A 25,733-nucleotide genomic window follows, 5' to 3' on the forward strand; every position below is an offset into this window, starting at 1 on the left:
TTCCCGTTCATCGATTTTTCCCGTTCAACGATTTTGCCATTCGTTATATTCCGATCTGTTTTCTAGCGTTCCCGCAGTGCCTCCTTCGCCCGATTGAGCGGCTTGATAAGATAATCAAGAACGGTTTTTTCACCCGTGCTGATTTCGGCAGTTGCCACCATTCCCGGAATAATCTGGTGTTTTTTCCCATCTTTGGTTTCAAGGTAGCTGTGATCGGTCAAAATATAAGCGCGATAGTAATAAACGCGCTTGTCGACATCGTCCTCGATTGAATCGGGTGAAACCATTTGCACATGCCCCGGCAACGAGCCATAGATTGCTGAATCATAGGCTGTTATTTTGACATTTGCTTTCTGGTCTTTGTGAATAAAGGCAATGTCACGCGGATTCAATTTGGCTTCGATTAGAAGCTGGTCGCCCAAAGGTACAATTTCCATGAGCGTGCCGCCGGGCGCAACAACGCCACCGATGGTGGTTACCCGAATATCTTTGACAATACCATTTGTCGGCGAGCGGATAACGGTGCGCGTCAGTTGATCGGCCAGTCCTTCCCTTGTTTTCAACAACGGCTCAAGATCGGCCATGGTTTTTGTATAATCGCCACGCAAGGCGACATAATATTCGTTTTTTGTGGCAGCAAGTCGTGAAGAAAGTTCGGCTGCATTCTGCTGAAGCTTCAAGACTTCAACTTCGCTGGCGGCTCCGGTTTTAAGAAGCGGTTTGGCGATTTCGACTTCGTTCTGGGCAAGTTTCAATTGTTCTGTAAGGTTGAGAACATTTTCCTTGAAAGCCTGACGATTGGTGTAAAAAAGTTCTGTCTCGCGATCAATCACTTCCTTTTTGTCGCTTATATCTTCAGGATAATCGACTTTTTCCTGATTGTTCATTTCAGCGTCAAGGCGTGCGGCACGCGCTTTGAGAGCAACAATTTTGGCAAGTGTTTCATCAACATTGGACTTTGCTTTGGCAGGGTCGAGTGAAGCGAGAATTTGTCCTTCTTTGACTTCATCACCTTCCCTCACCATCAATTCGGCAAGAATACCGCCTTCCAGATTCTGGATAATCTGGCCTTTTGAAGCGGGCATCACTTTGCCTTCGCCGATAGCCACTTCGTTCAACACCGCGAAATAAGACCAGACAATGAAAATGCAAATCATCGCAATGATAATCCATAGAATAGCCCGTGCGCGCTGGTTGACGCCGTGAATTTTCACAAGTGAATCGACATTCATTGCTGTACTTTCTGTTTCATCCGCAAAGACGTTTCCGCCGCTTCCGGCTTCACTGGATGGATACCCAATATTTCATCTTTCGGGCCGTCGCGGACAATTCTGCCATTGTCGACAACAATAATGCGATCAACGAGTTGCAGAACCGGATAACGATGGGTGGCAACAATCAATGTTCTCTCGCCAAGCCATGACTGCATCCGGTTCAACACGGCAATTTCTGTTGCTTCGTCCAGTGAAGCCGTCGGCTCGTCGAGAAGCACAATGCGGGGAGAGCGCAGGAAAAGCCGCGCCAACATCAATGTTTGTTTTTGCCCGCCCGACAGGCCGACACCGCTTTCACGAAGCTTCAGATCAAGCCCGTGCGGCTGGTTGAGAAGAAGATGATCGGCCGAGGATAAACGCATCGCCGCAAGAATCTGTTCGTCGCTTGCTAGAGGATTGGCCGCAAGAAGATTGTCGCGCAAGGTTCCGTAAAACAGGCTCGATTCCTGAAACATTGCCCCAACATCACGACGCACATCGGCAATGTCGATCATGCCGATCGGCGTGCCATCAAGCAAAACGCGCCCCTGCACGGGTGCGGAAAGACCGGCAAACAAACGAAGTAACGTCGATTTACCGGCGCCCACACGGCCGAGAATGGCAATTTTTTCACCGGCACGAATATCGAGCTTGGGGATTATCAAAGCCGGTTTTTCCTGCGGGCCATAAAGATAGACGAGGTCCTGCATCTGGTACTGACCGGTCAAAACCGGCTTATGATAATAATCCTTGTCGCTATCGTGATCGACGGGCAAAGTAAGGAGCCCGTCCAATCCTCTTTTCCCCACTCTTGCATTTTGCAACTTGCTTAAAATTGCCGGAATTTGGGCAAGCGGCGCAATGGTGCGGCTGGTTAGAATTGAACAGGCAAGAACAGCACCGAAAGAGAGCTTGGCATCAAGAATGCCATAAACGCCGGCGATGACCACACCGACATAGGCGATCTGCTGCATTGTTTGGGAAAAATTCATCAGCATGGAAGCAATTTCGCGCTGTTTCAGGCCGATTTTACTGCTGACCTTGTTGACTTCATCCCAGAGGCGGCGGAAACGCGGTTCTGCCTGCAACAATTTGATGTCTTCCGCGCGATAGATCGACTCCATCAAAATGGCATTGCGCATGGCCGATTCTTCCAACCCCTGACCGGAAAGCTTGGCCAGCGGAAATTGTGCAATAATTCCGGGCAGAACAATGAAAGGAATGGCGGCAATGGGAACCAGAACGATTGCACCGCCGATGAGCCAGATGATGAAAAGAAAAGACACGACAAACGGCAGGTCGATAAGAACGCCCAAAGTGCTCGATGTCAAAAGCTCGCGCATCTGGTCGAGATCGCGCAATTGCGAGATCAATGTTCCCGGTGACCTTGGCCTCGCATCATTGCGGATATTCAAAACGCGGGCAAAAAACATGGCTGACAATTTGAGGTCGGCCTGTTTGCCGAAATGATCGGTGACTGCCACACGGGTTGTCTTTAAAACAAATTCGAGAAGCAGGGCGAGAGCAACACCGGAAGCGAGAACCCATAATGTATTGGTGGAACGCCCCGGCACCACCCGATCCCAAACCTGCATGGCAAAAAGCGACGTGCCGATTGCAAGCAGATTGCCAACAAGCGAGCCAAGCCCCAATTGTAGAAATATTGGCCAATTGCTCACAAACAGCCCTTTGAACCACGACTTCGGTTTTTTTTGCAAATATTCGTCAAGCCGGTCATCGTGGGCAGCCAGATGGCGTTCGACAAGCAGCAATCTGATTTTGTCGCCTTTGGCAATTTCAGAAAATGGCACACGTTTTTCAAATGCGGCATTATTGACCACAAAATGGATAATGGCGGTGTTTTTGTCGCGCCCTGTCAAAAGCCCCAGAGTGCCATCAACCTGTATAACGGCCGGTAGCATCACTGACGATATTTCACCGGCACTCACTTCGACAAAAGTTGCCGCAAGTCCGGATGCTAGCGCAACATCAATAATTGATTGTTCGGTGGCCTCTCTTCCGCTCCATTTGGCGGCATTTCTAACAAGTTCGTCGGATACCGGAATATCAAGTTGGCGGGCTGCCAATAATAGAATATCGACCCATTTGGCAATAAGTGAGGCGGCGTCGATCTGTTCAAATCCGGCATCCTGGCTTTTCGCAATACCGGCAGTTTTTCGGGCTTCGCGCGGGGTGTCCACTTCCCCTTCCGGTCGGGTTTCCTTTTGCGGTTCGTGTTCCGCTCGTGCTTCCTTTCGCGGCTCGCGTTCCGGAGCTTCCGGATTATTTAATGGCGAGGATCCCCCCGCCTGCGGCCGGTTCGGAACCGGTTCATTACCGGTTGCTTTTTTATTTTTCTTGCCCGAAGGAAACGAAATGCGATTTGAAATGATTTCCAAACTTGACATGGTGATACTTTCAATTGTGCTCGCGCAGACGGGTGACCAACTGCCCCACCGCATAATAGGCTTTGACCTTGGCATAGAGCCGGTCGGATATTGCTGTAATCTGGTCGCTTTCGGCAGAAAACGTATCTCTCTCGGCATTGATGACATCGGTAAGAGGGCGTTTGTTCAAAGTATATTGCTGCCAATAGAGATCGCGCGAGGAAAGCGACAAATCCATCAATTGTCTGGCATTATCCATCCGTGCGCTGGCCCCTCTTTCTTCCGTTTCGGCAGAACCGCGGGTTGTACGCGAAACAAGCTGTTGATTGTCGCGTGCCTGTCTTGCCGCGCGCAGTTCCGCTTCGGCCGCCTCTATCTGATATTTTTCGCGTTTTCCGGTTGATAATTGGCCACTTAACTGCAAGCCGACAAATGTGCTGTCATTGGTGGCATTGCGCTGGCCGGTTGCTCCCGATTGGCTGACGCCAAGGCTCACCGAGGGAAAACGATCGGCTTTTGCAAGCCGCACTCTTTGCTGTGAGGCTTTGACTTCCGCTTCTGCCGCAAGAACCGCCGGTGTCTTGTCGACATCGCCCTTGCCCTTGCTCAAACTGTCCATAAAACGGCTCGTTTCAGCCAATGTTGCCACTTTTGTCGGGCGAAATCCGCTGATTTGCGCGAATTTTCCCGCAGCCACATCAAAACGCGTTGTCGCCTGCAAGAGATCGGACTTTGCCCGTTGCATCGCCACTTCCGCCTGATTGAGATCGGAAGCATCGGAAAGACCGGCTTTGACACGCTGGGAAATTTTATCATGCGTATCGCGCAGCAGTGAGGATTCCCTTTGCGCCGCACCGATCATATCCTGTGCTGCCGAAAGCTCTATGAAAATATTGGCCATATTTTGCGCCACATCTTCCATAGTACTTTGCAGTTCGTGCATCTGTTTTTCGTTGGTTGCCCGAGCCGCACCGATGCGGCTTGAGGTGCGGCCAAAATCGTAAATAAGTTGCGAGGCTCCCACTGTGCCGCGCACATTACCGGGGTCATTATTGTTACCGGAAGAATTGTAATAGCGGTTATAACCGGGATTGACGCTATATTGCAGCGTCGGGTACCAGGCGGATTTTTCAATCGCTATTTGTGCCTTGCCTTGAGCAACAACCGCATTGGCGCGCCCGATGTCGGGGTGACGGGCAAGCGCAACCCCGACTGCATCCTTGATGCCAATGCCATTCAAACCGATTGTCGTAACCGGACTATTTTTACCATTTGTGTTTTGTGATTTCTCTAATAAAGCATTGTCGGCATTGCCGGAAGCCGCATCTGTTGTGACCTGAGCCGCTTTTTGGCCTTCCGCTTCATTGTTGACAACTTTTCCGGTCGCCACATTATGTTCGTCGACAACCGACATCATGGAATCTGCTATAAGCCCCGCCTCGCCACTTCCGGAATTTGGTTGGGCGGGATGATGGCGCACCACACGCGGGCTTTGTGATCGGGATGTGGTGCAACCGGTAAAGCTGATACCGATGGCAAACAGGCTCACTCCAAGCAGCAGATATTTTGGCAAAAGGCTGAACTTAACCATGTGTCGCACGCAAGTTCCCTTCTGCTGTTTCTATCGTTCCGGAACTTTCCGAAAACTGCCTGTCGGGTTTCACTCCAAATTCACCGGCCGGAACCGTTGAATAATTCCGGTAGGCGGCAAAGCCTTGCTGTTCACGCGGCTCAATGTTTCCGCTATCTTTCCATTGCGGCTTGGCATTTGCCGCATTGATCCGCATAAGTTCGGCACCATATTGTTGCATTCTTTCCATGATGCGCGGCGGCAGATAATTGAGGTCTCTGATTGCCGCACCGGCACTGATAATGCCGAGCGGTGCTGCAACGAACAGCCAGTTCATCAAATGAAACAGGGGAGACCAACCGCTATTATAACCGGCAATGTCGATAATGCGGGGTAACCGTTCTGAAAAACAGGCTTTCATGGCTTCATAATTTGGCGAACGTTTTGCCTGACCGGCTTCGCGCCAGAATGCGCTGTCAGACCGGCCACCATCAAAATGCATACGCTGGAAATCGGCTATTTCGCCAAAGCTTCTGTCATTTGCTTCATTGAAAGCCCCGATCGTGTGAGCGCCGATAATCCCCTGACAGGCAATGAACGTTCTTTCAAGCTCGCCAAGCTGTTGCAACATATGCGCAAATGATGAAGACTCAAGCGGACTGATAAAGCCTGACGCAACACCGAGAGAAACCACATTATTGTTCCAGACGGTTTTGAAATTCCCCGCTTCGTAAGTTGAAATTACGCCCGCCGTGACTGCAAAACCGAAATAGGATTGAAGCGCTTGCCTGATTTGCGTTTCAGTGCCTGATTTGCCGGAAAAAACATAGTGCACAAAGACATGATCTCTCAACGGCACTTGCCATAAATAACCATTGGCGAGCGCCACCGCCGCACTCACAAGAGAGGGGTTTTTCCTTTCTTCGGGAATTTTGAAAGACAAATAGCGGTCTTCCGGCAATTGTGATGAAAATGAACGCCAGACGGATTTATAGGCCTTTTCTGCGCCAAGCCGCTCGAAACCGGTTGCATCAATGATAAAATCGGCAGAAATTTCGGCACCACCGGCAAGTTTCAATGCGACAACATCGCCACTTTCTGATTTGACAAACTCGACCACCTTCCGGCTCCGGCTGGAAATCTGCCGCGAGAGGGCAATTTTTTTCAGAAGCTTCAAAAATTTGCCGACATTGAAATGGAATGTTGGTTTTATGCCGCTACGCCGCAGATTGAAAACGGCATTGGCTTCGACTTGTGAAGCACCCGTTGCAACCAGTGAAAATCCGGGAAACAAGGTATGAAGAGGTGTTCCCGTTGCAATACGGGTCGCAAGAAACGGCCAAACTCCGCGAAACGAAAAATCAACCTCTTCGACATGTTCGTCGGGTGCAGGAAAAAGCTCATAGAAAATATCGTTTGCATTGTCCGCGCGCCAGCCGTGATAGGCATTGCCGATTTTGAAAGTTGCATCGGTTTCGCGCACAAATTCATCAATGTCGATAGAAGCACGTTCAAGACTGGCAATAAAATTGCCGGATCCGCCCTCGCCCCCTGAATAAGCCGGATTATCGGGATCTTCCAAAACCACGATTTCCACATTCGGGCTGAACACACGTCGCAACATCAATGCGGCCAACCAGCCGGTCAATCCCCCACCTGCAACTGCAATTCTTTTTGCGCGCCTAAGATCCAGCAATTTTTGTCTCCACCTGAGGTTTAACGCTGCAACGGGAAAGATACGCCCCGCCCGAAGGTCACTCTCCATGGCGGGAATTTCCCGCCATGGCAAAAATCAACCGATGATGATTTGATGATTTGCCAACAAAGTCTCCAGATCTGTATTGACATTGTTCAAAGTCAGAAGGTCGCTCGACTGGAAAGCATTCCCCTTGCCATCACGGTCAATACTCAAAATCGTATTGCCGTTTTCAACGCGGGTCGAGAGGAAGTCCTTGATATTATCCCCCCAGTCGATCTGGGCTTTGCCCTTGTCGTCAAAATGGGCAGCACCATCGGCATCGGCACGGTAACCTTGCAACAGGTCCTTCACATCAATACGGTCGGCATCATTATCAATTTTGGTTTTGTCGGCATCAATATAGGTTCCTACCTTGAAGCCATAGGCCGTGTCACTGCCATTGCCACCGGTTGCATCATCCTGCTGGATCAGGCGATAAAGCAGAAGATCATGACCGCCGGATTCAAGGTGATAGGTGTCGTTACCACCGCGACCATCAAAGAAATTGTCACTCTTGTTACCGGTGAAGGTATCGTCGAATTTACTGCCGTAAATACCTTCAATGTCATTGAACTTGGCGTTGTTGAAACCTGTCGATTGATAGCCGGTGTTACCGAGATCGACTGTGACACCGTTGGTTGCCTTGCCAAAATCGACAATGTCTTCACCACCGCTTGCCTGCCAGTATTTCTCGCCGGCATCATTCCTCCAGCCACCACCACCGGAATAACTCTGGCTACCGGCTTCGGCGGTGAAAACATCATTATAACCGGTTCCGACAAGTCCCGGACGATAGCCCTGGGTTGCCGGATCATTATTTCCCGCACCGGTGGTGACCGTGTCGCCATCCTTATTGGCATTCAGAATATAGGCATGGTCGGCTTCAACAGCTTTAAGACCTGTCCACGAGGTGTTGACATTTTCTATCGTGTTTTCTTTGCCATAACCGGTTGTATCTGTTGTGCGGGTGCGGGCAATGCCGCCAATATCATTCGATTGCCCCTCGGTATTGCGCAAGACAACAACCGAATAGGTTTCATTTTCTTTCAAGCCATAGAAATGGACAAGACCGGTATTATCGGAAACACCCATGCCACCTTGTGCATTGATAACCTGCACGGCAACCAGTTTTCCCGAAGAGTCAAAAAGCTGGACGGTATTGTTATAGAACACATTGGCGCCATCCTTGTCGGTGATGCGAAAATGCAATGACGTTCCATAACCCACCTTGTTTTTGTTCGACAAAATGAGCGATGAATGGGCGTTGTCTCGCTGCATGGTGACATCAAGCGCGCCATCCCAGTCATAGTCGACAACACCGATGCCATAAATGAAGTTAATGCCACTGCCATTAATGCTCTTTGGATCAACATCGCCATTGGCACTGGCAAGACGGCCACCCTGCGCACCGAAGATATCCCAATTATCCCATTGGACCGCGCCATCAAGACCGAGGCCGCCATTATGCCAGAGTTTCGTGCCGGAGGCACTCTGGCCAAAGCCCGGAACCTCCAGAATATCCATTTTGCCATCGTGATCCCAGTCGATAGCAACCGACCAGCGACCGTCAAGGTCGTCCTTCATACCGTAAGCACCACGCAATTGCCCGGTTCCGTCACCTTTATTATAAAAGATCTGGCTTTCCTTGTTGCCATGCCAATTACGGTGATTTTTGGCAAGGAACAGGTCCATATAACCATCACCATTATAATCGGCCCATGTCATGGAAATGGTATTTTTATAGTTGTCAGGACCAATTCCCTCATCAGTGCCATTACCGTAACTCGGCAATGAATCGTCAAAATGCTGGCCAACTGACCAGTTGGCACCATAAACCCCGTTAGGGGCAGACACACCATTGTTCATGAGCGTCATCAATTGATACCAGTTGTTGCCAAAACCGGAAACGCCTGTCGTATTGTTAATCAGCCCGTTACCGGCAAAATCAATCGTCCCGTTATTGTCAAGGTCGATTGCCGACACATGGTGATCGGTCATAAAATTGGTTGTGAGCGCGGACTGGTTACCGCCGAATTGCCGCCCCATACCGATAAACTGGTTGCCGTTCAGGCTTGACGAAGTCGCGCCCTTGTTCAAGAAGACAGATCCTGAATCAATACCGGAATCACCCTGAATGACATCAAGATAACCGTCGCCATTCATATCGAAAGTGGCAATGCCGCCGAGGTGGTTTTCAATAGACACACCATTGAGCATGTCGGCATATTTCACATCGACATAATTCCATTGATTATCACCTGTGCCGACATAGGCGGCGGTTGTATACCAGGAATAGGAGGTTTTTGTTGACCATACATCAATGTAGCCGTCATGGTTATAATCGGCCATAGTATAGGAACCGAACAAAACATATTCCGGCCCCCACCCCCAAACGTCAACAGTCCCGTTGTTAATTCCTGTCTGATAATCCAAATAGTGGGCTTCGGCCTTGCCGCTACTGTTGAAAACCCAGACATTTGAATTGGAAATGACCTGCCACTCGCCATTATTGTTGAGAGCGACAGCCTGCGTATAACTTAAATCTCCACTACCTCTTTGAGTATTTCTGTTTGAAATTCCATAATCGGGAACATTTGCAGCACCGGTTGTGTCAACGCGCACTTCGACATTGTGTGCTTCGCCGACATAACCGGAATTCGACACAATTGCCGTGGTAAAGATATAGCTGTGGCGGTCGGTCAGGCAGCCATCAGGCAGTTTGAAACTGAATGTGCCATCCTTACCGATCTGGCTTTTGTCGACATAGCCCAACAGCACGTGATCGCGATAAATGCCGATTTTCGCACCATCTTCAAGGTCGGCAAGATTGCCGCTGATTTTACCCATCAAAACAGGATTTGTAACATCGACATATTCACCATTCTGGAAGACTTTACCGGTTTTACCGGTAAAGCCCACAAATTCGGAATGTTGAGCCGAACCATCGCTATCAATAACAACAGTTTTTGCCGACTTTTGGGTTGCATCATCATCATAAATGCCGGTACTCGAAATAACGCGCGTCTTGACGACATAACTTCCGTCAGCAAGGGCGGGCTTATTTCGCCAATCAAGTTCCCACTTTCCATTGGCTGAATTATAGGTGAGGTCATACCATTGGTTATTGATGAGGGCTTGAACCTTGTCGGTATCCTTTAGCGTTCCATCCACTTTGAAGCTGAAGAGCAATGTATTATCCTGCGTTGTGAAGTCGCCGCTCTTAAACCCGGTATCGTCGGTAATACTGTCGAGTGTTGCCTTGGCACCGGGAACCGTTTTATCAACAATAAACGAATGCGCTTTAGATGCCGGTCCTTCATTGCCGGCAGCGTCCACCGGACGGGCTGTCAACGAGTGTGAACCATTGGCAAGCTTGGCATCGGAGTTTCTGTTACCCGCTTCCCAGAACCATGTATGATCGCTATCCACATCCACTTCGGCAATCAACTTGTTATTGTCATAAATGCGCACTTTCTTGGCGTCGCTCGGTGCGTTTCCGCTGAAGATCGGGCTATCATCATTGGTGTAATCATTTTGATTGACAGTGATAACGGCCGGACCGTCTTCACCATTGGCACTATTCGGCAAAACATTATCCTGAACTGTCTCGCCGGTTATCTCCTTGGGTGCGGTAATGTCGACCTTAACAAGATATTCGTTTGAAACGCCGCTGGTCTTTCCCACGGCATTTTGCGAAACGGCCGTAAACTTGTGGTCATCTTCGGTGAGCATTGGTCCGGTTGTATAAGACCAGTTGCCGTTTCCATCGGCATAAACGCGGCCAAGTTCCTTGCCATTATCATAGATGATAACAAGGCTGTTCTTCGGTGCCGTGCCGTTAATCGTCGGGTTGGTATCGTCGGTCGTGCCATTGTCGACACGGGAGCCACCATTTGCAACTACACCCTGAATAAGGCCGACATCATCAATAACCCCGGTAATTGTCGGCTGTTCCGGTTGACCATTATCAATATTCAGTTTGAAATCCTGTCCGGCAAGAACATTGCCACCGGCGTCTTTTGCCTCGACATAATAATTATGTTCGCCGGCGGTCTGTTCCGTCAAACCGATAGACCATTTGCCGTCTTGCCCGACAACGACCGGGTCACCAATTGTCTTTGATTTTGAAGAATCGGTATAAACGGTGACAGTCGAGCCTTGTGGTGCCGTGCCGTGAAGTTCGGGCGTTGTATCGTCTGTGTGCCCGCCATTGGCAATCGGGCCTTTAAGCGGATCCACATTGTCAACGGCATAATCAACCGTTACGGTATTTCCATTATCGGCTATTGTAATATCGGTTCCAATGCCGCGATTGCTTTCATTGCCGGCCGCATCTTTTACTGTGGTGGTAAAATGATGTTCGCCTTTATCAAGCGGTGTTGTCGGTGTGAACGACCATGTACCATCCGGATTAACTTTCGTCTCGCCGATTGCTTTGTCACCGTCATAAATGGTTACAACATCGCCGTCTTTCCAATTATCTATCTTGCCAGAGAAGGTTGGCGTTGTATCGTTTGTTGTTCCGTGATCGGTGAAGGCATCGGAGATCACGGCTTTATTGGGGGCAACATCGCTTGAAATGGTAGCGCGTCCGGGACTGTCCGGTGCAGTTCTATCCACCTCGAACGGATAGGGTGCTGTCGCTGCACTCTTGGTACCGGTTACGTCCTGCGCCTGTACCCAAATATTATGAATACCTTCGTCAAGCCGCTGCAAACTCTTTTCCCAATTGCCATTGTTATCAACTTTTACACTTCCGATCAGGTAGTCCACACCATTGATGCGGTCGTAAATATTGACAGTTGACCCTTTGGTACCCGTGCCCTTTATAAAGGGAGTATCGTCGCGGGTAACGCCATTTCGCTGGATCTGGTTGTCAGGAAAACTGATGTTCGGATTCTCGTCGGAGCCAAGCTGGGTAATAGACGGTGTTCCGGGAGCGTGCCCGATAAGATCGAATTCGAATATATCCGATTTTGTCTTTCCCGTTACTCCGGCATGGCTGACAGGAACAACCCAGAAACGGTGGTGCCCCGGTAACAAAGGACTTTCCGGCTCCACACTCCAGGAGCCATTTTCATTGACGTTTGCCTGGCCAATCGGTTTGGCATCAGGATCGGATGGATCTCCATCATAAAGAAGAACATATTTAACCTTGGCCGGATCAAGCGAACCTGCTTCACCTTTGACTGTCGGCCTATTGTCATCGGTAACAGCGGGCTTGCCATTTTCACCGATATTGCCTGTTTCAGGGTTCTGATCGTCATAGACAACATAGCTCTTCGAGCCTAACCAATCCGGCCCTTGCGTTGTCAGGAACAATCCCAGCGGCGCGGATTTTTGCCCCTGATTGCCTGCTGTATCCTCAAGCACTGCAACAAAATAATATTCCGCATTATCCGGATAATCGGCCGCATCAAGATTGGGTGTAAATTTCCAATTGGTTCCATCAGGATGGACAGAACCGAACTTGATCGGATTGCCATTCTTATCCTTCAGGATATTGCCATTTTTATCCGAAAGATAAATGACAACATAATCGCCGGACTTCGCACCCGAGACCGTTCCATGTAATTCGGGTGTGCGGTCGTCGGTATAGTTTTTCTCGGTATGACTGTTGAATTCGTTTTTAACACCAACATCATCAATGAATTTATCCAGTGTTAACGAGCCATCGGGAGCATCGTTATCAATTGTCATCATTCTTTCGGTGACCGACGATGTACGACCTGCATTGTCAATGATGCGTGTTTTTAAAAGATAGTCGCTGCCCGACGGTAAAGCCGTTACCGGACGGAAGAAATAGCAGCCCTTTTCTGCGTCATAGGTTGTGTCATACCAATGACCGCCAATGTTGATCTGGACTTTTTCACCATTTGCAGCATTCAGCGTTCCGGACACATTTATATAAATTGTCGGTCTGGTGTCGTTGGTTACAAAATCGTTCGCGTCATAGCCGGTATCCTGCGTGATAGACGAAATGTTTGCTGTTGTCGCAATCGAGCCGCTCAGAACAGTAAAATCCCATGCATCGGTCGGAATGCCGATATTTCCCACCGCATCGACAGGTTTGGCCTGGAACGAATGGTCGCCATCACTTAAAGCCGTGTCGGGCGTATAGCTCCATGTATATTGCCCGTTATTTTTGATTACATCGACTTCGCCGATTTTTATTCCACGGTCGTAAATATAGACCTTTTCGGTATCGGCACTGGCCGAACCGCTATAGGTCGGCTTGTTATCATTGGTCAAACCGTCAATAACACCGGTGTTTTCATCTACGTCATCAACAAGACTGGTGTCAGTCAACGCCGCCGGTGCTGTCAAATCAATGGTGTAGTCGAATATATTCGATTGATCGCTTTCGTTTCCTGCCGCATCAACAGATGTTGCCGTAAAGTGATGTTCTCCTTCCGGTAACGGGCTTTGCACGGAATATTCAAAATGGCCGCTTGCATCGGCACGAACACTGTCAACAAGGCGCGTTACCCCGTTGATCGTATCATAAATATTGACCATACCATTGGCTTCGGCACCTCTGCCTTTCAGTGTCGGGGTGGTGTCGTCACTCGCCGAGGGTGATGTCATATTGTCCGATTGCATGGCACCGACATCGTCGGCAACGTTTTCAATTACCGGAATATTGGTATTGCGTGTATCGACTTTAAGTACAAATTCGTCAGAGTCGTTCGAACCACCTTCGGCAATGATTGTATGACTTCCATCGGAAAGTGCCTTGTCTGTCGGCCACACGAATGTCCAATATCCATCGCCATCCGCATAGGCCTTGCCGATAAGTGTTTTTGCCCCGTTGATATTGGTATAGATGAAGACGGTGGAATTTGCCGTGGCGCGCCCGTGCAGTTCCGGTGTTGTGTCGTTGGTGAGACCACCGTCAGAAATTCTTCCGGTGTAATCCTTTTCGTCATCAACGGCATAAAGAACGCTGACTTTTACATTTGTCGGATCAATAGTGACCGAAGTCGAATCGCTTTTTGCACTTTCATTTCCTGCCGCATCGGTGACCGATGTTGCAAATTCGTAATTACCTTTATCAAGCGGATTTTCCGGTGTCCACGACCATTGGCCAGACGACGGGTCGACCGTTGTCTCGCCAAGCTTGACATATTCATCGCCGACCTTGTTGTAAATGGTAACCTTGTCGCCCACTTGCGGGTTTTGAACAGTACCGCTGAATGTCGGGGTTTGGTCGGGTGTCGTTCCATTCTGCGCAATCGTACCGGTTTCAGGTTCCTGATCGGATTGAAGAGAAGGAACATCCGGCCGGTTTGGCGCTTGATTATCATAAATAATCGGATATTCGCCGGTTTTTGAACTCGCCACACCCGTCTGGTCGACAGCCTGCACAACAAAACCATGCCGCGTTCCAAGACCGTTTGTCGACGTATCTTTCAAGGCATAAGCAGCCGGAAGTTTGAAAGTCCATGTGCCATCCTTGGCAACAATAACCGGATTGTCTTCGGTATTGATCTCTTCTCCGTCAAGGTAAATATGGATACGCGTACCCACAGTCCCCATGCCGTGAAGGGTTGGTGTTGAATCGTCTGTAGACTGGCCTTTTTGCAGATAAACGGGGTTACCATCCGGATTTTTATAATTATCAATAATATTGGTAATTGATGGCGTGCCCGGAGCGTGTCCGGCGAAATTGAAATCCCAATCGGCATTTTCGAGCGGTGTGCGGTTTCCGGCCTGATCTACAGCAACCAGATGGAAATTGTGTTGTCCGGGGTTGATAGCCTTGTCGGGTATAATCGTAAACGAGCCATCCGACTCGATAAGCCCCTCGCCGATTTTGGTGGTTCCGTCGTAAAGTTCTACAACGCCACCGCTCGCACCCGATACTGTACCGGGTCCTGCATGCACTTCCGGATAATTGTCGTCTGTGACACCGTTCGAATGGGGAATAATACCGGTTACCGGCTGCTGGTCATCCCGCAATTCGATATTGTCGACATTCCCCCAGACGGGAGGAGTCTTGTCTACAGTCAACAAGAAGTCGGCACTTGTCGCTCCTTCATTTCCTGCCGTATCCTTGACCACCGCAACATAACGGTGACTGCCTTCGGCAATATCCGAAAGCTGGTATTGCCAGGTATAGGTTCCATCGTCATTTTTAGTCAGACGGATATTATCGGCAACACTATGGAGATTGCCTTTGTCATCACGATAATAGAGGTGAACAAGATCGCCGTCATGTGCACCCGTGACAGTGCCTTTAAGGAGGGGCGAGCTGTCGTTTGTTGCACTTCCTGATGGAAGATCACCGACATTGTTCGGGACATCATCATAGGCGTTGTTGATCGTTACTGTGTATCCGTCAACCGGTGGCGTGGTATCAATCGTCATATCATGTCCGGCCACCGGACCGACATTGCCTGCCGCATCTACAACACGCGCTTTGATGTGATAGACCTGCCCGGTCAGTTCATGCCCTTTTTGAACAGAATAATAATACTGTCCGGTTTCAGAATTATAATCGGCTTTTATCCATGTCTGCCCGTTATCAAGCGAAATTTCCACATGTTCGTCACTGGCGATCGGCTCGTCGACAGTCACGAGAATGGTAGGCCTGGTATCCGAAGTATTGAAATCCGATCCCGAAACGCCGGTATCATCAAGTATTCCCACAATTTTCGGTGTTGATTGGGGAGCCTTTGTATCGACGGTAAATTCCGACCCCTGACAATCGGTACCCTCATTGCCGGAAGCATCCACCGGACGGGCTGTCAACGAGTGCTTCCCTTCGGAAAGCGGTTTATCTTCGGAAGGTGTGAATAACCATGTGCCGTCTTCCTTAACCTTGGTCGAACCGATCAGCTTGCCATTGTCATAAATATTGACAGTTTTTGCGTCGGAAGGTGCTTTTCCGGAATATTCGGGACGGTTGTCATTGGTATACTGGTCTTTTTCAAGTTTACCGATAAAATCATTGGCATCGTTTTGGACATCATCGGTCACCGAAACTGTATCATTTTTGATCGGTTCAGGCGATGTAATATCGATAATCACGTTATAATCGGAAGAGTGCCGACTTTCATTGCCCACTTCGTCAACCGTTGTGGCTGAAAGATGATGGGTGGCTTCGCTTAATGGCGAAGGCGGGGTGAAACTCCATTTGCCTTCACCATCGGCTGTGACCGAACCGATCAGCTTGCTTTCACCTTTTTGACCATCGCGGTCTTCTACCGCGTCATAAATGTTGACTTTCTGATATGGCTTTGCACCACTGCCGATAATCGTCGGGGTTGTGTCATCCGTACTGCCACCATATCCAACATCTTGCTGAACAGCACCGACATCATCCTTTATTTTATCAATAGACGGCATTTGATCGTTTGTTAATGCAACGTCAAAATTGAAATCGGCTGTTGCTTTTCCTCCTGATGCGTCCTTGCTTTCGGCATGGATGACGTAATGTCCCTCGCCGAATTTTTCACTGTCCTTGACCTGATAGGACCAATTGCCCTCGCCATCGGCTGTAACACTTGCCAGTTGATGCACATTGTTTTCAGCATCGGTGTAAGTGAGTACAACAACCGAATTCGGTTTTGCCTTTCCGCAAATTAACGGCGTTCTGTCATCCGTCTTGTCATTATTTGTAACATGTGTTTCGACCGGTGACTGGTCGTCAACAAGATAATCAATGCTGACATTGACCGTACTGGTGTCAACAATGACATCGGTCGCAGCCCCCTTGTCGCTTTCATTACCGGCTGCATCACTCACAGACGTCTGGAACTGGTGATTGCCATTTCCTAACGGATTTTTCGGTGTCCATGACCATTCTCCCGCATCATTGACCGGAACTTCTCCAACCTTGACACCATCCTGATAGATGTTGACCTTGTCACCGGGTTGATGGTCGTTGACCTTTCCGTTCAAAATCGGGGTTGAATCGGCCGTTGTTCCGGTAATTGTATTGCCTTGATCGTCTTTGGCCGTCGGTGCATCGGGTGCATCCGGTGCTTGTCTGTCGACAATGATCGGATACTCGCCCGTTTCATGGCTCCAGTTACCGGCCGGATCCACTGCTTGGGCTTTAATGTTGTGACTGGTACCATTCCGGTCTGTCGCCGGATTGGAAAGCTCGTTAAGGGTGGTTTCCCATGTTCCATCATCCTTCACTTTGACCTGTGCAACGTCATTTCCGTCAACGAAAATATGAACAATCGAACCGGTTGTGCCTGTACCCTTGATAAGCGGCGTGGAATCGCGCGTAACGGCATTTTTCTGGATCGTATCACCATTATCATCAAGAACATTGACGATAGAAGGAGTAGCGGGTGCATGGCCGGCAAAGTTGAAATCCCACGCTGCTGTTCCCTGCGATTGTTCATTACCGGCATGGTCGACCGGTTTTGCAACAAAACTGTGATCGCCTTGACGCAGTGGTACTGTCGGCTCGACACTCCATGACCCGTCACTATTGACTTTACCCGTTCCGACAAGCTTGCCATTGTCATAAAGGTTGATTGAACCCACTTTTGTCGGGTCAACCGAATGGGCAGCCCCTTTCAATGTCGGACGGCTGTCGTCGGTGCTTTGTCCGCGTTTGATTGTTCCCACATCGGGCGACTGGTCGTCAAAAAGATCAAGGCCGCTTTCGTTGATTACAGGTGGCGGTGTTGTTGCAACATCGAGGCCAAAACCTGAAGAAGCTTGTCCGAGATTACCCGCTTCGTCCGTAATCACGCCCCGGAATTCGTGATAGCCGTCATCGAGATGATCTTTTGCCGTGCCACCGGGAATACCTTTGACGTCGAACTTCCAATTGCCCGACCCGTCAACTTTTGCTGTGCCGATGGTTACCCAATCGTCACCGATTTTGACCTGCACAGTGACATAATCACCGGCCTTCATGCCCGATGTATGCCCCATCAAAGTCGGCGTATTATCACTGGTTGCTTCACCATTGGAACGGCTCTTTGACCCGCCTTCCTCATTGACATCGTCGGTAAAGCTGTCAATCACGATTTCATAATTGCCACCGATCGGCGCAGTCTTGTCAATTGCGACATCCTGCGCCGGACCGTCTTTGACATTGCCCGCATCATCGACAACGCGCCCGTAAACCTTGTGGACACCTTCAGCGAGATGAATTTTCGAGTGGTCATAATACCAATAACCGTCAGTTTCGTCATAGGTGGCGTCATACCATTTGCCGTCAATATTGACCTGAACCTTGTAGCCGGCCGGCAATTTTTCACTAACACCGAATTTGAAAACAAGGCTGTCATCACCGGTCTTGAAATCGCTATCGCTCAAACCCCGATCTTCATTAATCGAAACAAGGCTCGTCGTCTCGGTCGGTGCATCTGTCTTCACCGTCAGATCATATTCGGTATATTTTTCGCTATCGACACCAAGCTTGTTGGTTGTCTGGAGCTTGAAATGATGGGCACCGGGAAGAAGCTCGTCAACCGTGCATACCCATTTATGATCGTTACCAATAATGGCCGTGCCGATCTTGACCAGTTTGCCGTCAATCTCGTCATAAATGGTTATTGTATCGCCGGGATTACCTTTGCCATAAAATGTCGGCTTGGTATCATTGGTTTTGCCACTCGAAACCAGATCATCGGTGTTGAGCGGTACGTCATCCTGAACACGCGTAATGTCCGGTGCTTCAGGCCGCGTATTATCAATATCAAGGGCAAAATCAGAATGGGCATTGTTGCCGTTTTGTGCTGTCACAGAAGCGGTATAAACATGGTGCCCGTTTGTTTGTTCGGGAAGTTCAAACGACCAATTGCCATGCCCGTCGGAAGTAACCGTGCCAATAACCGTGTCACCTTCTTTGATGGTGACAACTGTGTTGGAAGTGGTTGTACCATAAAGCGTCGGTGTCGTGTCATCCGTTGTTGCGCCATTTGCAAGATCTTTGACAATATGACCCGCATTATCGGCAGCATAATTGATCGAAACGATAATTGCCGAACTATCAATGTTAAAGTCGAATGCAGGACTCTTGTCACTGATATTGCCAGCCTTATCCGTGTAAGTCGTGGTAATCGAATGTTTGCCCTGTCCGAGGTCGGTTGGGGTATAGCTCCAGTTTCCTTCACCATCGGACATAACAGTCTGAACATGTTTTGTCTTGCCATCGACGGTATCATAAATATCGACAACAACATTACCCTCACCAGCTTTTCCGTGAATTGTGGGGGCTTTGTCATCAATTGTCGTGTTTTCAGCTACATCTCCCTGTTTATCACCGATATGGTCGTCCAACTTCGGCAAATCCGGTGTGAGGGGCTTCAACGTATCGACATTGATCGGCCAGAACCCTGTCTTGTCGGATTCCTGTCCGGCACTGTCACTTGCTGAAGCGCGAATTTGCCAGCTCTCGCCATTCGGCAAAATACCGGCCAATGACGGATCAATCTCGACTGCCCAATGGCCGTCACCCCCGACCGACACACCCTTGGCAACAAGTTTATCGCCAATATAGATATTGATAAACGAACCGGCATCACCGGTTCCTTTGATGAGCGGTTTGGCATCATTGGTAAACTGGTTTTTATCAATGAACTTGCCATCCGGATGGGATGCATCAATCTGTTTTTCGTCATTGTTGTAAATGCCGGTAATGGCAGGCATTCCCGGAGCTGCTCCGGCAATGTCGAAATTCCAGATTTTGCCTTCACCTTCATTGCCCGCATTATCGGCCGGACGGGCTTCGATTTTATGTGTGCCCGAACTCAAATGCGGTGTATAGGACCATGTGCCATCGGCTGCAACGTCGACAATACCGGCAAGTGTACCGTCAACATAGATATGTACTTTCGTGACATCGCTTCCTGCCGGAAGTTTGCCTTTGATCTCCGGTGTTTTATCGTCGGTTACTTTATGACCGGCATCGTTTATGTTCCATGCGGTGGTGCCATTGGCACCGTCAAATTCGCCAGTTTGTGGCCCCTCGTCATCCCACAAGCCGATGTCACTGCCAAGTGTTCCTGTCGGTCCCTTTGTATCAACCTCGAATTTATAGGCAGGCGTTGACGCACCTTCATTACCGGCTTTGTCAACCGGACGCGCTATCCATTCGTGCACGCCATCGCCAAGCCCGTGTCCGGTTGCATCGGTTGACGGTGTGAAACTCCAGTCGCCATTTTCGTCAACTTCGGCAGAACCGATCAGCTTGCCATTGTCATAGATATTGACCGATTTCGTGTCGCCTGAAATCGCGCGTCCGCTCATTGTCGGCGTATCATCATTGGTAAGCTTGATTTTTTCACCCTTACCGTCATCCTTCTCGAACCAGTTCGGGAAGTCACCGACATTCGTTTCCTTATTGTCGACAAGCTTGATGGTCTTGTCGTCAAGAACCGGTGGATCGCGGTCAATGAAAAGATTATAGCCGTCTGTCGGATTGCTTTCATTGCCGACACTATCCGTCTCTGTCACAATAAATGTATATTTTGTCGGGCTATGATTTGGGTCATCGGTCAAAGCGACCGTCGGCGTGACAGACCATGTTCCATCCTCATGAACAACTGTCTGGCCGATAAGTGTGCGCTCGCCAAGTTCATTAACCGTATAAAGCTTGATAATATCTCCCGCGACACCTTTACCATTAAAGGTCGGCGTGGTGTCGTCGGTAATATCATTGTTTTCCAATGAACGGTTGCCATCCGGATAAGTTGCCGGATCGTTGCCGACATTGTCGATAACCTCGACAAGCTTTGGTGTCGCCGGTGCCGTTGTATCAATATGCAGGCTGAAATGATGTTCAACTTTATTGCCAGCATTATTTGTCAAAGAGGCAATATATTCGTGTATCTTGTCTTCACCGGCATTTTGTTGGGGTGTCGTAAACTGGTATTCCCATGTCCCATCCCCCTTGACCGTCGTCTCATAGGTTGAACCGGTTGTCTTATCAAGAATCGTCACTTTTTGTCCGGCTGTTCCACGCCCGACAAGCTTCGGCATTGCATCATTGGTAGCACCACCATTGGCGATGTTTTTCGCCTCTTTGTTATAGTCGTCAACAGCGTGATCGATTTTGACTTCGGGAGGTGTCAAATCAAGATTGAACCCCAACGGGTCACTTTTATCGCTCACATTGCCGGCTGCATCGGTCAAGGTGGTTGTTATACTGTGTGAACCGGCTTTAAGCGGCGTGGTGGGCGTCCATGACCATGTGCCATTTTCATGGACTGTCGTCTCTCCTATAATCTTGTCGCCGTCATAAATGGTAACAATGGAATTTTTTTCGCCTTTTCCGGAAAGATGCGGGCTATCCTCGTCATAAGTCCCGCCTTCTTCAATAGTTCCGTGCTTGTCGCCGGAATTATCTTCCGCTTTGACAATATCGGGCTTTTCCGGTGCTGTCGTATCACGATTGACCCAGCTATCGCCGGATTTGGCACCAACCGTTCCAGCGTCATTTCTGGCATCGGCTACAAAACTGTAACGACCATCGGCAATGGCTTTGCGTGTCTCCACTGAAACAGTGCTCAAATCCACCGTTTGCGACCAGCTACCGGTACCATTGCTTTGCGTGGTGTCAAATGTATGGATGACCTTGCCGCTATCATCTTTCAGATAAACAGTAATGGTCGAATTGGCCGGCGCACTTCCCTGTAGATGGAATATGTTTTCCTTCGTCGAATTGCCCCATGTATAGGGTGCATTAGTGTCGCCTGTTGTCGCCGAATCGATCGAAGTCTGGCCAACGGTTGCCATATCAAGAACAAACGGAAATGATGTATGCGGCCCTTCAACGCCAGCCTTGTTCTCGTAAGCAACTTCAAAATTGTGGTTGTTACCGGCTTTCAATGTGGGCGTATATTCCCAACGTCCGTCTTCGCTTACCGGAATTTTGGTCAATAATTGGCCATTGTCATAAATATTGATTGTCGAAATCCGGCCCGAATTCAGCAAATCTGTCGGCAATTGGCCTTTAAGGGTCGGCGTTGTATCGTCGGTGATAACAGTTTTCTCGCCATGCTGGCCTTGCCGCGTCGCCCACTGACCGTCGCGATAGGAGCCGACAATGGCCCCCGCATCGTCAATGAGATCGACTTCATCCTTGCTGTTGCCAATCGCCGGAACCGGCTCGGTATCGAAACCTAACAGGAACTTGCCCGAATGGTTGCTTTCGTTACCTGCCGGATCGGTCGCCGTCGTTGTAAATTCATGTGTTCCTTTGAGATCGGTAATCGGGCTGGTTGGCGAAACGCTCCATGTGCCATCGTCTTTTACAACCGATTGGCCGACAAGTTTGTTACCATCATATAATTTGATGACATCTCCGGCCGTGCCTTTGCCGGAAAATGTCGGCGTTGTATCATCGGTGGTGTCACCGCTATGAAGTTCCTTGTTGCCATTTGTACTGTTGGCGGCATTATCTTTATTACCGACATTGTCGATGACTTTATCAATGGCCGGTGCATCCGGTGCTTTGGTATCAATCGTCAAATGGAAATCGACAGACTGGCTATTGCCTGCCGCATTGGTGATTTTTGCGTGATAGCTATGGGTAACTTCCTGATTATCGCCTGCCTGATTTGGAAGCTCCAACTGCCAATTTCCATTGCCGTCGACTTTGGTTTTGCCAATTTCCTTGCCGTTTTCGTCGGTGATTACGACTGTTTCATTGGGCGTGCCACGCCCGTAAAGGGTTGGCGTGCGATCATCCGTTACGCCATTATCATGGACATCCTTACGGATTGCCCCTTCATCATCATGCGCACCATCGGCAAAGATATTCACACCCGATTTGTCGACAGTTATTTTGACAGCACCACTCCGTTCGCTTTCATTTCCGGCAGAATCTGTCAATGTCGTCGTCAAACTGTGGTTACCACTTTCAAGCGGCGGATTAGGCGTAAAAGTCCACGTACCATCATCACCGACAACCGTCTCGCCGATCGGCGTTTTCCCGTCATTGTCATAAACCTTGACAATCTCGCCTTTTTTGCCCTTGCCCGACAAGGTTGGCGTGTCATCATCGGTTGTCCCTCCGGCAGTGATTTCACCCTGCTTTTCGCCAACATTATCCATCGCCTTCGGCGCATCCGGCGTATCGGGCGCTGTCGTATCGCGTTCCAGCCAATGCGGGCCTGACGGGTCGGTTGCAGCGCCTTTACTGTCTACGGCACTTGCTTTGAAACTGTATTCCCCGTCCTTCAAAGGCGGATTAAGCTTTGACAAATCACCTGTATTGACCGACCATGATCCATCTTTCGTGACATCGGCCGTCCATTCCAAAGGCTCACCTTTGAAATTCTTGACCGGATTGCCGTCCTTGTCATAAAGCCTGAGTGTTACTTTCCCTGAAGACGGCCCGCCACCCGTGATAAAGAAGCTGTTGGCATTGGTCGGGTAACCCGATTCATGATAGTGCCCCTCATCATCCTGTACCTGCTGGATAGAAGGTGGTCCTGCGCGGTTAAGATCAACCCAGAAATCATAATCATCCGGTTTTGACTGTTCACCGACTGTGCCGAATTTGTTGACAATGGCTGCACTTAAGCGATGGTCGCCTTGCAACCACTCCTGACTATATTCGAAACTCCCGTCACTCTTGACCTTGGCTTCGCCAATCTTCTTGCCATCGTCATAAATGTTGATGTGATCGACCTTTGCAACATCATAACCGTCCGGAATCCTGCCTTTGAACACCGCATGATTATCGTCGGTCACTTTCTTATGGTCACTGTCGCGTGTTGCCCAATTTTTGTAAGATCCGGTAACCGCGCCGACATTATCAATGACATCAAGATTTTGATCGCCCATTGTGGGGGGAAGTGTCCGGTCAAAAGCGAAATTGCCGTTAATATGATCGCTTTCATTCCCGACTTTATTTTTGACATAGACTTCATAATTATAATTGCCATTGGTAAGCTTATAGGCTTGAGGCAAGCGGAAGGCGAATGTGCCGTCGTCTTTGATAACCTTTTCTGCCGCTCCTCTTTGAAGTCCTGCTTCGTTCAAAGTGTTCCGGTCAATGACAAATTCATGACCATTGAGTTTAATGATGATATGGGTGACGTCTTTACCGATTTTACCGGCAAAAACCGGCGTATCGTCATCGGTTGTGCCGCCCGTCGATGGCAGCGCACCGGTTATTTCGGGATAATTATCCTCGACGCGGAAATTTTCGATCCGGCCGGGTCTGCTTGAATCTATATTGACGTTGAAATCACTGCCCTGGCTTTCGTTTCCGGCAGGATCTGTCAATGTCGTGGTGAGTTTATGGTGACCATCACTTAAAGCTTTGTTTGTTTCAACCGACCAGTTGCCATTTTTATCGACAGTACCCTGTCCTACAAGCGTTTTATTGCCTTTGTCATCGGTATCATAAATCTTGACTGTGCTTCCCGGCTCGCCCTTGCCGGTTAATGTGGGCGTATTGTCATTGGTATAGTCTCCGTCATGCAATATACCGTCCGACCCCACCGGATCGGGCGAAACATTATCCACCGCATTGGCTACAGTCGGTGCATCCGGTGCCTTTGTGTCAACATTGAAATCGTATTTCGATTCCGCACTCACATTCCCGTTCGAGTCAATCTGGGTGACTTTGGCCGTATATTTGCCGTCACTCAACTTCGGTAACTCGTAACTCCACGTGCCGTCCGAATTGACCCTTGTGGTCATATCGGGAAAACCGTCAAGATGGATCCTGACCGTATTGCCGGGCGTTCCCTTACCGGACAATAGCGGCGTTGTATCATTCAGATAGCCGCCATTTGCGACAGCCAGAAGATTTTTCGGGTCATTATTGTTGATGACGTAATATTGCGGAACAGCCGGCGGCGTTTTATCAACAGCCGGTTCATCATGATCGTCATCGCCACCACCCGAAGCAACCGCAGCAATACCGCCGGCACCGGCGGCTGCACCCAGAATTCCTAACAATACATTCTGTGAATAGCCGCTTTTATCCTTTATTTCCTCATAGAAAACATTGGTATCGAGAATCCCGTCGCCATTATCCGACAAGGCCTGACTGAAGTCGGTGAGCCATGTTGTACCATCATCAATGAATATCAAATTGCTAACCGGGTGACCGGAGGCAAAAAAATTGGCAATGCGAACAGTTTTTCCGTTAACAAAGTCGATCACCAGATCATTACCGGAACGGGAATAGTTGGTAATACTTTCTTTATCCGCTGTGAGGATATAATTATGCGGCTTACCACCACTGTCGACGGAGCCGCTATTAACGGTCAACTTCACGGCTGGGTGTTGTTTGATGATTTCCGACTTTGTCATTTCCTGCTTCCTACATCACTCGATAATTATGCAATGGCGTTGCCACGCCACTTGTTTGGCACCCAATATTTTGTGATTTCCCCCGGCGAAAACACGGCAGATACATGCCATCTAAGGCACTATCCGCAACTGCCAATAGTCAGTTAGCCTTCTACTTTTAGTTGTTTTTTATTTTTATTGCAACTTAAAAATGTTTTTTCAAACGATGCAACCGCGCCGTGAAACCGGTTATTTAGAAAAATTATTTCATAAACCTGTAAAAATAGAAATATTAATTTAATTGTTTATTTAAAATAAATTTATATATTTAATTATATATTATACTGTTATTTATAATTTTATTAACGGTTTTTAAAATACAGTTAATTATATTCATATTTATTTTTAATAAAATATATAATTGTAATTTTATTTATACTTTTGTTATATTTTTATAATTATTTAATTTTAAATTATTATATAAAAAATTAATATTTATTATATTTTGTCATTTTAAATTGTTTTTAAAAAATATTTATCAATATTTTTTTAATTGT

Annotated in this window: 5 protein-coding genes; all 5 read right to left on the minus strand. The window is 48.7% G+C overall.

Going from position 1 to position 25,733, the window contains the following annotated elements:
* Nucleotides 1–62: 62 nt before the first annotated feature.
* The 5 genes from GQS64_RS10855 to GQS64_RS10875 are packed head-to-tail and all read right to left on the minus strand — an operon-like array spanning nt 63 to nt 25,197.
* Nucleotides 63–1,232 carry an HlyD family efflux transporter periplasmic adaptor subunit gene (locus GQS64_RS10855; protein ID WP_077993545.1) on the minus strand — a complete coding sequence of 390 codons (1,170 nt, stop codon included), beginning with the start codon at nt 1,230–1,232 and terminating at the stop codon, nt 63–65.
* The gene (locus GQS64_RS10860) at nt 1,229–3,661 is read right to left on the minus strand and encodes a type I secretion system permease/ATPase (RefSeq protein ID WP_198231589.1); all 2,433 of its coding nucleotides are present in this window, start codon (nt 3,659–3,661) and stop codon (nt 1,229–1,231) included. The genes GQS64_RS10855 and GQS64_RS10860 overlap by 4 nt, the downstream gene beginning before the upstream one ends.
* 10 nt (nt 3,662–3,671) lie before the next feature.
* Nucleotides 3,672–5,231: a TolC family protein gene (locus tag GQS64_RS10865; protein ID WP_246798553.1), complete on the minus strand. Its 1,560-nt coding sequence runs from the start codon at nt 5,229–5,231 to the stop codon at nt 3,672–3,674.
* Nucleotides 5,224–6,975 carry a tryptophan 7-halogenase gene (locus GQS64_RS10870; protein ID WP_198231590.1) on the minus strand — a complete coding sequence of 584 codons (1,752 nt, stop codon included), beginning with the start codon at nt 6,973–6,975 and terminating at the stop codon, nt 5,224–5,226. Before GQS64_RS10870 ends, GQS64_RS10865 begins: the two co-directional genes overlap by 8 nt.
* Nucleotides 6,976–7,002: 27 nt before the next feature.
* The gene (locus GQS64_RS10875; protein ID WP_198231591.1) at nt 7,003–25,197 is read right to left on the minus strand and encodes an Ig-like domain-containing protein; all 18,195 of its coding nucleotides are present in this window, start codon (nt 25,195–25,197) and stop codon (nt 7,003–7,005) included.
* Nucleotides 25,198–25,733: the final 536 nt, after the last annotated feature.

Source organism: Bartonella sp. P0282 (assembly GCF_048452985.1).
GTDB lineage: Bacteria > Pseudomonadota > Alphaproteobacteria > Rhizobiales > Rhizobiaceae > Bartonella > Bartonella choladocola.